The 15,089-nt window shown below is 36.1% G+C and carries 13 protein-coding genes and 2 tRNA genes; 12 read left to right on the plus strand and 3 right to left on the minus strand.

The genetic code is table 11. The features are described 5' to 3' along the window. Window positions 1-158 precede the first annotated feature (158 nt). From MKX45_RS02895 to add, 12 genes are all read left to right on the plus strand, one after another. Window positions 159-1,025 (plus strand): energy-coupling factor ABC transporter ATP-binding protein, encoded by an 867-nt coding sequence (locus MKX45_RS02895; protein WP_015425751.1) that lies wholly within the window; start codon window positions 159-161, stop codon window positions 1,023-1,025. Further along, the gene (locus tag MKX45_RS02900) at window positions 1,025-1,825 is read left to right on the plus strand and encodes an energy-coupling factor transporter transmembrane component T family protein (RefSeq protein ID WP_004255779.1); all 801 of its coding nucleotides are present in this window, start codon (window positions 1,025-1,027) and stop codon (window positions 1,823-1,825) included. Before MKX45_RS02895 ends, MKX45_RS02900 begins: the two co-directional genes overlap by 1 nt. Window positions 1,826-1,848: 23 nt before the next feature. After that, window positions 1,849-2,460 carry a thiol-disulfide isomerase gene (locus MKX45_RS02905; protein WP_340816779.1) on the plus strand — a complete coding sequence of 204 codons (612 nt, stop codon included), beginning with the start codon at window positions 1,849-1,851 and terminating at the stop codon, window positions 2,458-2,460. 209 nt (window positions 2,461-2,669) lie between these two features. Then, a complete protein-coding gene (gene dapD, locus MKX45_RS02910; RefSeq protein WP_340816780.1) occupies window positions 2,670-3,440 on the plus strand; it encodes a 2,3,4,5-tetrahydropyridine-2,6-dicarboxylate N-acetyltransferase in 771 nt (256 codons plus the stop codon). 136 nt (window positions 3,441-3,576) lie between these two features. Then, the gene (locus MKX45_RS02915) at window positions 3,577-4,731 is read left to right on the plus strand and encodes an N-acetyldiaminopimelate deacetylase (RefSeq protein WP_340816781.1); all 1,155 of its coding nucleotides are present in this window, start codon (window positions 3,577-3,579) and stop codon (window positions 4,729-4,731) included. 122 nt (window positions 4,732-4,853) lie between these two features. Beyond that, window positions 4,854-5,972, plus strand: coding sequence for a polysaccharide deacetylase family protein (locus MKX45_RS02920; RefSeq protein WP_021723048.1), 1,119 nt, complete (start codon window positions 4,854-4,856; stop codon window positions 5,970-5,972). A gap of 141 nt (window positions 5,973-6,113) precedes the next feature. Continuing rightward, window positions 6,114-6,187: transfer RNA gene (locus tag MKX45_RS02925), tRNA-Arg, on the plus strand. A 304-nt stretch (window positions 6,188-6,491) separates the two neighbouring features. Beyond that, window positions 6,492-6,565: transfer RNA gene (locus MKX45_RS02930), tRNA-Pro, on the plus strand. 590 nt (window positions 6,566-7,155) lie between these two features. Continuing rightward, window positions 7,156-7,767, plus strand: a complete 612-nt coding sequence (gene rpsD / locus MKX45_RS02935; protein ID WP_004255752.1) for a 30S ribosomal protein S4 — start codon at window positions 7,156-7,158, stop codon at window positions 7,765-7,767. Window positions 7,768-7,893: 126 nt separating this feature from the next. Next, on the plus strand, window positions 7,894-10,032 hold the full coding sequence (locus MKX45_RS02940; protein ID WP_058210920.1) for a Tex family protein: 2,139 nt from the start codon (window positions 7,894-7,896) through the stop codon (window positions 10,030-10,032). Window positions 10,033-10,128: 96 nt separating this feature from the next. Further along, window positions 10,129-10,572 (plus strand): SprT family protein, encoded by a 444-nt coding sequence (locus MKX45_RS02945; protein ID WP_010905264.1) that lies wholly within the window; start codon window positions 10,129-10,131, stop codon window positions 10,570-10,572. Between the two features lie 273 nt (window positions 10,573-10,845). Continuing rightward, on the plus strand, window positions 10,846-11,904 hold the full coding sequence (add, locus tag MKX45_RS02950; RefSeq protein WP_074453816.1) for an adenosine deaminase: 1,059 nt from the start codon (window positions 10,846-10,848) through the stop codon (window positions 11,902-11,904). A gap of 31 nt (window positions 11,905-11,935) precedes the next feature. Here add and MKX45_RS02955 read toward each other — a convergent pair whose 3' ends face one another. The 3 genes from MKX45_RS02955 to MKX45_RS02965 all read right to left on the minus strand — a co-directional run bounded on the left by MKX45_RS02955 (window position 11,936) and on the right by MKX45_RS02965 (window position 14,893). After that, window positions 11,936-12,604 carry a hypothetical protein gene (locus MKX45_RS02955; RefSeq protein ID WP_023189976.1) on the minus strand — a complete coding sequence of 223 codons (669 nt, stop codon included), beginning with the start codon at window positions 12,602-12,604 and terminating at the stop codon, window positions 11,936-11,938. Between the two features lie 203 nt (window positions 12,605-12,807). Beyond that, entirely contained in the window at window positions 12,808-14,490 is a 1,683-nt protein-coding gene (gene rnjA, locus MKX45_RS02960) for a ribonuclease J1 (protein ID WP_340816782.1), read from the minus strand. A gap of 172 nt (window positions 14,491-14,662) precedes the next feature. Beyond that, a complete protein-coding gene (locus tag MKX45_RS02965) occupies window positions 14,663-14,893 on the minus strand; it encodes an RNA polymerase epsilon subunit (RefSeq protein WP_003131711.1) in 231 nt (76 codons plus the stop codon). Window positions 14,894-15,089: the final 196 nt, after the last annotated feature.

Below are 15,089 nucleotides of genomic sequence, written 5' to 3' on the forward strand. Positions count from 1 at the left end.
CACGCGATTAACGTGAGTGTGAAATTGGCGGATAAATGAAGTTTCCGTCAGTTCAAGGCGATTAATGAGAGTCCTTGAATCGGTGACTTAATAAAATTCTAGTATGCTAGAATTTCTGTCATTAAAATGGATATTATTGGATTTGAGAAAAAAGAAAAATGATTAAATTTGAAAAAGTAAATTATACTTATCAGCCCAACAGTCCCTTTGCCAGTCGTGCCCTTTTTGACATTGATTTAGAAGTCAAAAAAGGAAGTTACACGGCTTTGATTGGGCATACTGGTTCTGGTAAATCGACACTTTTGCAACATCTGAATGGATTGTTGCAGCCTACACAAGGGACGGTTAGAGTAGGTGATATTGTTGTCACTTCAACAAGTAAACAAAAAGAGATTAAACCTGTCCGCAAAAAAGTAGGTGTAGTCTTTCAATTTCCTGAAAGCCAACTTTTTGAAGAAACGGTTTTAAAAGATGTCGCTTTTGGACCACAAAACTTTGGAATTTCAAAAGAAGAAGCTGAGAAAATTGCTGCTGAGAAACTGGAAATGGTCGGTCTTTCAAAAGAATTTTGGGAAAAATCTCCTTTTGAACTTTCAGGAGGACAAATGCGTCGTGTGGCCATTGCTGGGATTCTCGCGATGGAACCAGAAGTTTTGGTACTTGATGAACCAACAGCGGGCCTTGACCCAAAAGCTAGAATTGAGATGATGAAACTTTTTGAGAGTATTCATCAGACGGGTCAAACCGTTGTTTTAGTCACTCATTTAATGGATGACGTGGCCGATTATGCTGACTATGTTTATCTTCTTGAAAAAGGACATATTATCAGCTGTGGTACTCCGTCAGATGTTTTTCAAGAAGTTGATTTTTTGAAAGCACATGAATTGGGAGTGCCAAAAGCGACTCATTTTGCTGACCAACTTCAAAAAACAGGAGCCTATACTTTTGAAAAATTGCCAATCACACGAGCTGAACTTGTTAATTTACTGACAAGTCTGTCAGTAAAATCAGGAGGTGAAAACTGATGCAAAATATGCTGATGGGACGTTATATTCCAGGTGATAGTATCATTCACCGCATGGACCCGCGTTCAAAACTTTTGGTGATGATTGCTTTTGTTGTCATTATCTTTTTGGCTCACGATTGGTTAGGTTATCTTCTTTTAGTGCTTTACACTTTAGCGGGTGTTTTATTATCCAAAATTTCAGTTTCCTATTTTTTAAAAGGCCTACGGCCAATGATTGGTTTAATTCTGTTCACAGTTATTTTCCAAATGCTTTTTACTAATGGTCAGCATGTCATTTTTAGTCTATGGTTTATCAAAATTTCAACAGAATCTTTGATTAATGCTGTTTATATTTTCTTTCGTTTTGTCTTGATTATTTTTATGTCAACAATTTTGACGCTGACCACGCCACCATTGACCTTGGCTGATGGAATCGAAAAAGGCTTAGGACCTTTGAAAAAAATCAAAGTCCCTGTTCACGAATTAGGTTTGATGTTATCTATTTCTTTACGCTTTATTCCAACATTAATGGATGACACAACAATGATTATGAATGCTCAAAAAGCCAGAGGAATGGATTTTGGTGAAGGAAATTTACTGAAAAAAATTAAATCAGTCATTCCAATTTTAATTCCATTATTTGTCAGTTCTTTCCGCCGTGCGGATGACTTAGCAGTCGCAATGGAAAGCAGAGGCTATCAAGGGGGAGATGGACGTACAAAATACCGTCAACTCAAATGGAAAATGCGAGATAGCTTGCTCGTTGTATCTATTATCATAATGACAATTTTACTTATTTTATGGTCAAAAGTTTCCTAAATAAATGCTCAAGAGGAGAAAAAATGATTACTTTAAACGTAAATAGCTTGGAAAATGCAGAAATTTTTTGGAAAGAATTAGGTTTGGAAGATGAAGTAGCACTTAATGAAACCTATGACCCAAATCCTGAAACTTTAGCAATTTCAGTAGAAACAATTGATGAAATTCATGATAAAATCATTGAACTTGGACTTCCTGTAAGTCCAATTACGCCAGCTGTTGATGGAAGATTCATGTTTTCTTTTATTGCTCCTGAGGACAATACCTTTATTGTTATTGGTGAATGGGTCGAAAGACCTTACACTGGAGAAATGCGCACTGAATTTTTTGAAAATTTAAAAGGACTAATTCCACTTGCGCCAGAACGTCTGTCAGAGCTGACAGAAGGCCAATTTGTACTTTTTGGACGTGTCACTTGTCCTTGGACCAGAAGATTTGTTAAGGCTCTTCCTGACTATGCTGACAAAATGATTTATTACGTTGACACAGAAAATACAGACCTCAATCCAGAATTACAAGCGATTCGTAAAGCTCACGAAGTAGAAACCGTTCCAACACTTATGAAGAGAAGTGCTGACGGAACTTTTATCAAATTTGATAAAAAGAAAGAAAGTCTTTCTGAGTTTATAAAATAAATGCTGACAGTTCTGTCAGTAAAAAAACAGTTTCGGCTGTTTTTTCTTTAAGCAGAATTGAAAATTTTCCAAATATTTGATAATTTGCTATAATATAGAACAATAATATTGTAGGTAAAATGATTCTGTCAGTAAATTTTTACTGACAGAATCATAAAAAGGCCTATAAAGTGTCATCAATAACTGAATGGCCCTAGAATGGAGTAAAAATGGAAGCACAAAAACTATCAGCACAAGAAATAATTCAATTTATCGGGAACTCTGAGAAAAAAACACGTGTCAAGGTAACCTTGTCAGGAATGCCTAGTTTTAAAGCAGCTGGTTTTCTTGCTGAAAATGGGCGTCCAAATTTTAAGGCACTAGCCAATAAAGGAATCCAAGTTCTGGGAGATTTTCACACACATTACAGCTTAAAAATTATCATTGGAGATTGGCAAGCAGTACGTCCATTGCTTTCTGGCTTGACTGAGAATAAAGATTACACGCTAGAACTTGAAGGTCGAAATTCAGCTGTTCCTCTCCTTGATACCAGAGAAATCAATGCTCGAATTGAGCCAGGAGCAATTATTCGTGACCAAGTAACTATTGGCGATAGTGCGGTCATTATGATGGGGGCTATCATCAATATCGGAGCTGAAATTGGTGAAGGCACAATGATTGATATGGGGGCAATTTTGGGTGGCCGTGCGACGGTTGGTAAGAACTCTCATATTGGTGCTGGAGCTGTTTTGGCTGGTGTTATTGAGCCTGCAAGTGCTGAACCTGTTCGTGTTGGGGATAATGTCCTTGTGGGAGCCAATGCGGTTGTAATCGAAGGAGTACAAGTCGGTTCAGGTTCTGTTGTTGCAGCAGGGGCAATTGTTACCCAAGATGTTCCAGAAAACGTTGTTGTTGCTGGTGTTCCAGCTCGAATTATCAAAGAAATAGATGAAAAAACACAACAAAAAACGGCTTTAGAAGATGCCCTTAGAAATTTGTAAAATTAAAGAAATAGCTTATTTCTGAACTTTTGTTAATCTTAGCAAAAGTTTTTTTGCTAAAAAGAGCAATATACAGCCAAAAAAGAGTAAAATAAATAAAAAAGATTGAAATTTAGCTTAGTAACGAGGAAAAAATATGATAAATTTAATCGAAATCAGACGGCAGCTTCACCAAATTCCTGAAATTGGTCTTGAAGAATACGAAACTCAAAAGTATTTACTAGCCATTATTCAAGAACTGACTCAAAATAAACCATTTATTCAAGTGAGAACATGGCAAACCGGTATTCTAGTTTATCTAGCAGGAAGTCAGGGTCAAAAGACAATTGGTTGGCGGACAGATATTGACGGTCTGCCTATTGAGGAATCAACCGATTTACCTTATGCTAGTAAAAATGGGCGAATGCACGCTTGTGGACACGATATTCACATGACCGTTGCTCTTGGTTTATTGGAAAAAATGAGTGAAAGCCAACCAAGAGATAATCTCCTCTTTCTCTTTCAACCTGCTGAAGAAAATGAAGCGGGTGGAAAATTAATGTATGATGCTGGAGCATTTGAAAATTGGCTTCCTGATGAATTTTATGGATTACATGTCCGACCAGATTTAAAAGTAGGTGATATCGCTACGAATCAGCATACGCTTTTTGCAGGAACTTGTGAAGTTGAATTATCCTTTATTGGAACAGGAGGACATGCTGCTTTTCCTCACACAGCAAATGACGCTTTGGTAGCAGCCGCTTATTTTATCACTCAGGTTCAGACGATTGTAAGCCGTAATGTGGATCCATTAGCTTCAGCAGTGGTTACATTTGGAAAAATGGAATCTGGGACAACGAATAATATTATCGCTGAACGTGCTTTTTTACATGGAACTATCCGGAGTCTGACCCAAGAAGTCAATGAATTGACCCAAAAACGTTTAAGAGAACTTGCAAATGGAATCGCGCAATCTTTTAACATGGAAATTGAGCTTAAACTTAAACAAGGCGGCTATCTTCCAGTTGAAAATCAACCTGAACTTGCTAAAGAACTGATGGAATTTTTCAAAAAAGAAACTAAGGCTAATCTTATTGACATCGCTCCAGCCATGACTGGTGAAGATTTTGGTTACCTTTTGAGCAAAATTCCTGGAGTCATGTTCTGGTTAGGAATTGATAGTGATGCTCCCCTTCATTCACAAAAAATGAATCCAGACGAGCATGTTCTCAATTTTGCTGTTGATACAATTAGCCAATTTTTACAATTTAAAGTTAATAGGTTATCAGAAGATGAAAAAACAATAAATTAATGGCTTTAATCTTAAGAATGGATATGTTAAGATAGGAGGATAGAGTTTTTTTAAATCATTCAGTAGTTAAATTGTTACAATTGAACTTTTTTGAAATGATAAAAGTTATTTAGGGAAGAATAATGAAACAAAGAAGATTAAAATCAAAAGGAGCAAAAAAAGCTTTTTGGAAGCTTACCTTGCTTATAGGTGCGTTATTAATAGTGGTAGCGGGAGTAGGAACCTATTATTATGATCAAGGAGTTCAAAAGCAAAAAATTGCTTATGAAAAACAAGTAGATGAGGCGAGAAATGCAAAAGACAAGGCCTATGATTCAAGAAAAGCAAACGATATTGAACAGGCTCATAAGTTAATTGATAAGCTTCATGTTAAAGATAAAACTTCTTTAGATAAATCAATGAGCCAATTGACAAACTATTTGTCAGAGATTGACAAAGTGAACCAGATTGTTGCAAAAGCCCATGAAAATATAAGTGAAGAAGGAATAAAAAGCTCAGAAGAGGCTTTAGAATTATTAAAGGCTCCATATGAGAAATCAGACAAAGAAGCATTGGCAAAACAAGTAAATGCTGACAAACAAATACTTATTGAACGTCAAAAAGAAGCGGAGCGTATTGCGAACGTTCAAAATCAATATGCAAATAAAAAATTGATTGCCTTGACCTTTGATGATGGACCAAACCCTAATACGACCCCTCAATTATTAAAAATTTTATCAGATGCACAAGTTCCAGCAACCTTTTTTGCTTTAGGAAAACAAGCCCAAGCCTGCCCCCAAATTATTAAAGAAGAAGCTGATAGAGGAAATGAAGTCGCTTCGCATACATGGGACCATAAAGACTTGGTAACACTCTCACCAGACCAACAAAAGCAAGAAATTGAGAGTGCAAATCAGTTAATTAATAAAATTACAGGTAAAAACGTAACACTCTTCCGTCCACCTTATGGAAGTTATAATAAATCTGTTTTAAGTCAAACAAATTTAAGTGCAGTTAATTGGACTGTTGACACTAATGACTGGCGTTATCGTACAAGTGCTCCAGTTGTTCAAAATGTTTCGACTTACGCTCATGATGGAGCAATCATTTTGATGCATGATATTCATCAATGGTCAGTAGATGCGGTGCCGCAGATTATTCAAAATTTGAAAGCACAAGGTTATACCTTTGTAACGGTCAGCACTTTGCTAACAGTACAAGATGGGGGAGCTAAGGCTCAACAAGTTTATTTTGGTAGGTAATAAAATAAGAAGAGGAGAAGTGATTCTGCTCTTTTTATTCGTTTTTAACGAAGGTTTATTCTAAAAAATTCATATCCAATGAGTTTATTCTTGACAACTTATGGGAAACTTGATATACTAATATAGTCGTTTGAGAGAAACGCAGGCGTGGCTCAACTGGATAGAGTACCTGACTACGAATCAGGCGGTTGTAGGTTCGAATCCTACCGCTTGCATAAACAGAATATGGCGAAAGTCATTTTTTTGTTTGATACTGATATTTTAGATAAAATGAGAGAAGTATCGGTAAGAATTTAAAAATTCTAAAATAATATTTGGAACTTCGTGATAAGCGCGAAGAACTGAATTGCTAAACGCTAAAGCGTCAAGCACTTCATGTCCGGGAAGTAGCTCAGTTTGGTAGAGCTCAAAGCATGCTTTGAGGCTGTGGATAGGAATTTGCGAAGCAAATTTACTTTACAAGTACTTTTAAAAGTGGAGATACTGAACAAAGAAGTTTCAAAAATTTAATATTAGCTACGGGAAGTAGCTCAGCTTGGTAGAGTACTTGGTTTGGGACCAAGGTGTCGCAGGTTCGAATCCTGTCTTCCCGATTACCGACTAACCCTAACTCATCTTTCGTGGATGAGTTTTTTTGATGTCAAAATTAAATAATCTTCCATAATTCTTGAAAGTGTTATCAAGATATGATAAAATTCAAGTGATAATGTGAGTTTAGAAAATTATTAAAAGCGAGCATTAAATGAAAGGAGCCATCATGGCATATAAATCACATAAATTTGGTAAACGTAACGGTAAAAAACATTTCAACGCAGTAGGCGTAAGAACTGCACCAAAACCAGAAGCTAAAAAAGAAGAAAAATAATTTTTGTTTAGGAATTTTAGATTAATTAAAATTGAATCCTAATCTCTTGATTTTCTAACTCATCTCTTACAGATGAGTTTTTTTATTTAAATCACTTGTTCTAATGTGAAAAATATTGACAAAATAAGGATTTTTGGTATAATAGAAAAGTTGAATATAGCAGTCAGCTAGAAAGCTCGTCAACATTTTGCTGTTATGTCAGGGAGCGTAAGCTATTATACTCCTTGTGTCAAGTAACTGAAGCTATAAGCGAAGGTAAAATGAACGAATTCGAGGCTGTCAATATTCTTCAAATAAAATATTTGGAGGACATAAATTATGTCACGTTACACTGGTCCATCATGGAAACAATCACGCCGTTACGGTATCTCACTTTCTGGTTCTGGTAAAGAAATCGCTCGTCGTAACTACGTACCTGGACAACACGGTCCAAACAACCGTTCAAAACTTTCTGAATACGGTCTTCAATTGGCTGAAAAACAAAAACTTCGTTTTTCATACGGTCTTTCTGAACGTCAATTCCGTAACTTGTACATTGCTGCAACTAAAGTTAAAGAAGGAACTGTTGGTTTCAACTTCATGACTTTGCTTGAACAACGTCTTGATAACGTAGTTTTCCGTCTTGGTCTTGCGACTACTCGTCGTCAAGCACGTCAATTCGTAAACCACGGACATATCCTTGTTGACGGAAAACGCGTTGATATCCCATCATTCCGCGTACAACCTGGTCAAGTGATCTCAGTTCGCGAAAAATCTATGAAAGTTCCTGCAATCCTTGAAGCTGTTGAAGCTACTAAAGGTCGCGCTAACTTCGTATCATTTGATGCTGATAAACTTGAAGGAACTCTTGTTCGTCTTCCTGAACGTGATGAAATCAACCCAGAAATCAATGAAGCATTGATCGTTGAATTCTACAACAAAATGATGTAATTTCTTATTTGCATTTTGAAATCGCTCCTGTTTGGGAGCGATTTTTTTGTGACTTTTTTGGTAAAATAGAGGTAGGACACTGTCCTTTAAAATTGATGACAAAAACTAGTTAAGGATTATTTCTAAGTGGAAAATGTTAAAAAAATTGCTGAATTGTTGAATATTAAAAATTCACAAGTTGAAAAAGTATTAGAATTGACGGCAGAGGGGAACACAGTTCCGTTTATTGCTCGTTATCGTAAAGAAGCAACAGGTTCACTTGACGAAGTTGAAATCAAAAAAATTATTGATGAAGATAATTTACTGACAAAATTATCAGAACGTAAAACGGCTGTTTTGTCAAAAATTGAAGAGCTTGGTAAGTTGACTGATTCGCTTAAAACACAAATTTTGGCTGCTGAAAAACTGACAGAAGTTGAAGATTTATATTTGCCTTACAAAGAAAAACGGCGCACAAAAGCAACGATTGCAAAGGAAAATGGTTTATTTCCCTTAGCTCAATTGATTGTAAAAAATTCAGCAAATCTTGAAGAAGAAGCTGAAAAATTTGTCAATGAGAATTTTACAAGTCCTCAAAAAGCTTTGGAAGGTGCCGTGGATATCTTGTCAGAAGCGATTTCTGAAGATGCGCGGTTGCGTTCATGGCTGACTGGTGAAATCAAAAACAATAGTTTACTGACAAGTAGTTTGAAAAAAGATGCCGTTGATGAAAAGCAAGTTTTTCAAATGTATTATGAATTCTCAGAAAAAGTTTCAGAATTACCAAATTATCGTGTATTGGCTTTAAACCGTGGTGAAAAATTGGGGATTCTGTCAGTAAAATTTGAAAATAACGAAGACAAAATTTTACGTTATTTTGCCGCCCGTTTTGCTGCTCAAAATAATCCAATGATGCAAGTGGCGATTAAAGATGCTGTCAAGAAAAAATTGATTCCGGCTATGGAACGTAGTATTCGGACTGATCTGACAGAAAAAGCTGAAGCTTCTGCCATCGAAGTTTTTGGCGAAAATTTGAAAAATCTTTTGTTGGTGGCTCCGCTTAAAGGGCGTGTAGTCATGGGATTTGACCCTGCTTACCGTACTGGAGCAAAGCTTGCTATTGTTGATGAGACAGGTAAATTATTGATGACAACGGTCATTTATCCTGTGAAGCCAGCAAATGCAGGTCAAATTGCTCAAGCGAAAAAAGATTTAGCAAAATTCATTCGAGAATATGGTGTGAATATGATTGCGATTGGGAATGGAACTGCCAGTCGCGAATCTGAAAGTTTTGTTGCAGAAGTACTCAAGGAAAATAATTTTTCTGATGTTTATTATGTGATTGTCAGTGAATCTGGAGCCTCTGTTTATTCAGCGAGCGAGTTGGCACGTGAAGAATTTCCAGAATTGACTGTTGAAAAACGTTCAGCAATTTCGATTGCACGCCGTTTGCAAGATCCATTGGCTGAACTTGTAAAAATCGAACCAAAAGCCATTGGTGTTGGTCAATATCAACATGATGTTTCTGAGAAAAAATTAACAGAAAATCTTGATTTTGTCGTGGAAACAGTAGTTAACCAAGTTGGTGTTAATGTCAATACAGCCAGTCCTAGTTTGCTTTCACACGTAGCTGGCCTTAATAAAAGTTTGGCACAGAATGTAGTAAAATATCGTGAAGAAAATGGTGCACTCAAAACAAGAGCGGAACTAAAAAAAGTCCCACGTTTGGGAGCTAAAGCATTTGAACAAGCGGCAGGTTTCTTAAGAATTCCAGAAGGTAAAAATTTCCTTGACAACACCGGTGTTCACCCAGAATCTTATAAAGTGACGGAACAACTTTTGGCGGAAATTTCCGCTGATAAACCTGTCAGTAACGAAGAATTGCTGACCAAACTTTCGTCAGTAAATATTCCTGAAATGGCTGAAAAACTTGGTCTTGGTCAGGAAACATTGACTGATATTATCAATGATTTACAAAAACCAGGCCGTGATTTGCGTGATAGTTTTGATGCCCCAATTTTAAGACAAGATGTTTTGTCAGCTGGAGATTTACAAATTGGTCAACAACTTGAAGGTGTAGTTCGTAATGTTGTTGATTTCGGTGCCTTTATTGATATCGGAATTAAAAATGATGGCTTGGCACACGTTTCTGATTTGAGCAAATCTTTTGTCAAAAATCCAAGTGATGTTGTCGCTGTAGGACAAATCGTAACGGTTTGGGTTAAATCTCTCGATTTACAAAGAGGGAAAATTAATTTAACCTTAGTGAACCCACGAGAAAAATAATCTGTCAGTAAATTTTTTTGATTCTAGTTTCATTAAGCGAAGCTGTCAGTAAAATTTACTGACAGTCGTCTGTGCGAGCCTGTCAAAGGAGGAAAAGTGTTAACTAATCAAGAATTGACAGCAAAAGTAAAAGAAATATCACTCACATATTTTAAGCAATCATTTGACCACGAAGCAAAATGGAATCAACGCCTACGGACAACTGGTGGTCGTTTCTTTCCCAAAGATTTACATCTTGATTTTAATCCTAAAATGGCTGAACTTAAAGATTTTGAAGGAGTGATACTTCATGAATTAACTCATTATCATCTGTATCGGTCTAAAAGAGGTTATAAACATCGAGATGCTGATTTTAAAAGGCTTCTGTCACAAGTTGGTGGCTTACGATATGCTCCCTCAGTGATTGATAAGAAGATAAAATATTATTATAGCTGTCAAAATTGCGGCCAACTTTATCCTCGACAAAGAAAAATTGATACAAAAAAGTATCGCTGTGGAAAATGTCGAGGAAAATTAATCTTAAAAACAAGCGGAAATTAAAAATTCCGCTTGTTTTTTATTAAGAATTAAGAAGTTTATCCACATTTTCTTCACTTTTTCCCCAAAAATTGTGAATAAGTTAAGATAAATTGGGGATAATTACAAAAAAATGGCTTAATTGAGCCAAAAAAATCTTATCCACAAGATAAAATAAATGCGTAAAGATGATAATTGCTTTTTCTCACAAAAAAGCGTAGAATAGTAAAAATACATTTTTGAAGGACTTCGAGCTATTTAGCTCGAAATCTTTTATATCATGTAAAATAATATTGGATGAAAAAGAAAAGGGAGAAACTCGTGCTTAAATCAGAAATTATTGCTCAAATACCAAAAGTTGAACTTCATTGCCATCTTGATGGTTCGCTTAGCTTGTCAGTCATTAAAGAACTCGCTAAAAATGCTGGAATTCATATGACAATGTCCGATGAGGAAATTTTAGAAAAGGCACAAGCCCCAGAAAATACAAAAAATTTGCTAGAATACCTGCAACGTTTTGATTTCGTCTTACCACTTTTGCAAACTTATAAGAATTTAGAGTTAGCTGCTTATGATGTTGTCAGACAGGCAGCAAATGATAATATTAAATATATTGAAATCCGTTTTGCTCCAAGTCAACATCTCTTAGAAAATCTAACCCTTGAAGAAGCAGTAGAGGCTGTCATCGCCGGCCTTTCTCGTGCAGAAAATGATTTTGATATAAGAGCAAATGCACTCGTTTGTGGATTAAAACAAGAACCAATTCAAAAATTACAAAAACTGCTGCCACTTTTTGACAAGATTCCTGATGAACATTTTGTCGGATTTGATATGGCGGGTGATGAATTAAATTATCCACAGGAAAAATTTGTAGATTTGATTCATGATATAAAAATTAAGGGTGTCAATGTGACGCTTCATGCTGGAGAATGTCCAGCATGTGAGAAAAATATTTTAGATTCAATTGCAATGGGGGCAAGTCGCATTGGACATGGAATTATGACTAAAAATCTGTCCGAAGCCGAACAAAAAATGATGATTGAAAAACAAATTGTTTTAGAAATGGCTCCGACTAGCAATTTTCAAACAAAAGCGGTGACAGAGCTTGCGCAATATCCTTTTAAAGAACTTTATGACAAAGGAATACACGTGACATTAAATACCGATAATCGAATGGTTTCGGCTACAAATTTAAGCAAAGAATATGAGAAAATCTCAGCTTGGTACCCAGATTTTTCTCTTTCTGATTTTGAAAAAATAAATCATTACGCAATTGATGGCGCCTTTATTGGTCAAGAAGAAAAAGAAGAACTTCATCAAAGATTTACCAAAGAATACAAAAAAATCTCTGAATAATCAGAGGTTTTTTAGATTAGATGAATTATTATTATTTAATTTCTATCTTAGAAATGATTTGAGCAGCTTGTTCATCAAATGAAGTTGGAATGGCAAGCGTTTGGCTACTGTCCAATAGTTTTTGAGATTCTTCTTTTACCCAAGCAGAATCTTTAAGATATCTTTCGTCTTGGTAATGATTTGGATCTTTATAAAAATTGATTGACCCATTATGATTAGAACTATAGGTAACAATAGTGGTTCCAGCCATTGTATTATCAGAACTAAAAGATAATGTTACTGTGTCCTGAGGAACAACTACAGAACCGGAAAAAGGAAAGACTTGGTGATTAGCTCCATTTTTAGTAACACTGATAGAAACAGGTTGATAATCATATTTGTAATAACTTAGAAGGGTTTCGGTTACGCGTGCATACTCAACCTGTTCAGCGCTATATCCAGATAAAGGTGAAGAACTTTTTTGTACTTTTTCAGAATTATTGGTATTTGCTTGACTGCTTGAAGCAGAAGAGCTCGTAGAATGAGTAGCAGAATTTTTACTATTGCTAGTTTTTGAACTTGAGGTAACTTTAGAACTAGAAGTAGTTTCTTTTTTGGTCTGATTTTCAGAACTTTTAGAATTTGAACAGGCAGCTAAGGCAAATAAACTCAAAAATGTAGCTGACCAAAGGATTGTTTTTTCATAAGATTTATTCTCCATTTTTATTACTTTATAATAATAGCATTAAATTTTTATAAAGTAAAATTTAGCTATGATTACTATAATCTTAGAATATATTTCTACTTGGTATAATCTATTGTTGGAATGAGCTTTATTTAGATATTTTTATTTCTAAGGTGTTACTTTAGGACAATAAAAAAAGCTGGATCATTATATATTCAGCCTTTTTTTATTAATAAATATTATTCATCAGGTGTCATAATCATTGGAACAACAAGTGGTGAACGTTCAGTTTGTTTATAAAGGAATGGTGAGAGTGCTTCACGCATCGCACGAGCCACAGAAGCTTCATTTGCATTTTCTTCATGCATCGCTTCACGAATGGCATTGAAAAGGACACGTTGACCACTACGAATCAAATCACCAGACTCACGCATATAGATAAATCCACGCGAAAGCATGTCAGGGCCAGCAAGAACGGTTTTCTTTTCAAAGTCAACGGTTGCAACCGCAAGGACAATTCCGTCTTCTGAAAGTTCATGACGGTCGTGAAGAACAGCATTTCCGACATCACCAATTCCTGAACCATCAACATAAGTATCAGAAGCTAGGAAATGGTCGGCATATCTTGCGCTGTCAGCAGTTAATGCAAGGACGTCCCCATTTTCTTGAATGAAACAATTTTCTTTAGGGACACCAGTATCTTGAGCAAGTCCAGCGTGAATTTTGAGCATTCTATATTCACCGTGAACAGGCATAAAGTATTTCGGTTTGATGAGACGTAACATGAGTTTTTGCTCTTGTTGCCCACCATGACCAGAGGTGTGAATGTTGTTCATTTTACCATAAATAACTTCAACACCAGCTTCAGCGATTTTGTTAATCAATTGGTTAACACCGTGGGTATTCCCAGGAATAGCATTTGATGAGAAGACAACCGTATCGCCCATTTGTAAGGTAATGTGACGGTGCATTCCGTTGGCAATTCTTGAAAGTGCAGCCATTGGCTCACCTTGCGAACCTGTACACATAATCAAAAGTTCATGTGAAGCGTATTGATTAACTTCATTTGGTTCAATGAAGGTTCCTTTAGGAGCTTTGATATAACCGAGTTCCAAACCATTCACGATTGCTTTTTCCATTGAACGACCGAAAACGACAATTTTGCGTCCAGTCTTAACTGCTCCATCAACGGCTTGTTGCAAACGGAAAATATTTGAGGCAAATGAAGCGAAAATAATTCGACCTTCAATACGTTCAAAAATTTTCATGATGCTTGCACCAACGACTTTTTCAGAATGTGAAAAAGTTGGAATTTCAGCATTGGTTGAGTCAGAAAGAAGGAGTAAAACGCCTTCGCTTCCAAGTTCAGCCATTCGGTGAAGGTCAGCAGGTTCACCCACTGGTGTGAAGTCAAACTTGAAGTCACCAGTAGCCACAATTTTACCTTGAGGAGTATTTACAACAATCCCTAAAGGTTCTGGAATTGAGTGAGTCGTGCGGAAGAAGTCAAGACTTAAATGATTAAATTTAATGACTGAATCTGCATGAATTTCATAAAGTTTAGCATCACGTAAAAGCCCGTGTTCTTCGAGCTTTCCACGAATGAGCGCAAGTGACAATGGTCCAGCATAAATTGGAATATTGGCCTGTTTCAAGAGGAATGGAATTCCTCCGATGTGGTCTTCGTGTCCGTGAGTGATGAAGAGACCTTTGATACGATCAATATTTTCAACGATGTAAGTATAATCAGGAATGACGTAGTCAACACCTAATAAATCGTCTTCTGGGAATTTAATTCCGGCGTCAATGATGATAATTTCATCTTTATACTCAACGCCGTAAGTATTTTTACCGATTTCGCCCAGTCCGCCAATGGCGTAAACTGCGACTTCATCAGCTTTTATTTTAAGTTGCTTTGGCATGTTTCTCCTATTCTTTGGATTTTTTATTTTATTTTTTGACTGACAAGTTGGTCAGTTCGGTTTTTTAATGTAATATTTACTGACAGAATTTTAAAGATACAAGAAAATCACTTTAGATTACTGTCATTTTTGACAAAAATCTAAAGTGCTCTCCTTTATACTCCAGTCAGTCTTAGAAGCTTGTGATTTCAAATACGCCAGTTTCTTTTTCATATTCGACAGATTCATCAGAAAGTGAGTCAATAAACTCTACATGGTAGGCAGTATTTTTAGCAAGAAGTTCGCGTGCAAGGATAACTCCTTCTTCTTTAGTAGCAACATCAAGGTCGAGGTAAAGAGCCTCAGTAGTCTCACGACGTGGTGAGCGGGTATTATCTTTTTGGTAGAAAACTTTAAAAATCATTCTATAAATCACGAGCAAAAGCTCGTTCCTTTCCTAATAGTTCGTGTTTGCTGTTCTTTGCAATTACTATCATTTTAGCATATTTGCAAGGAAATGGAAAGTTGAGTTCATTAATTTTATAAATGAAGCGCTTCCTAAAAAATAATGGTGGAACTTGCAAGGCAAGCGTGGTAAAATATAAGGAAGTAGAACTGAT

This window comes from Lactococcus sp. FSL W8-0209 (assembly GCF_038006585.1).
GTDB lineage: Bacteria > Bacillota > Bacilli > Lactobacillales > Streptococcaceae > Lactococcus > Lactococcus lactis.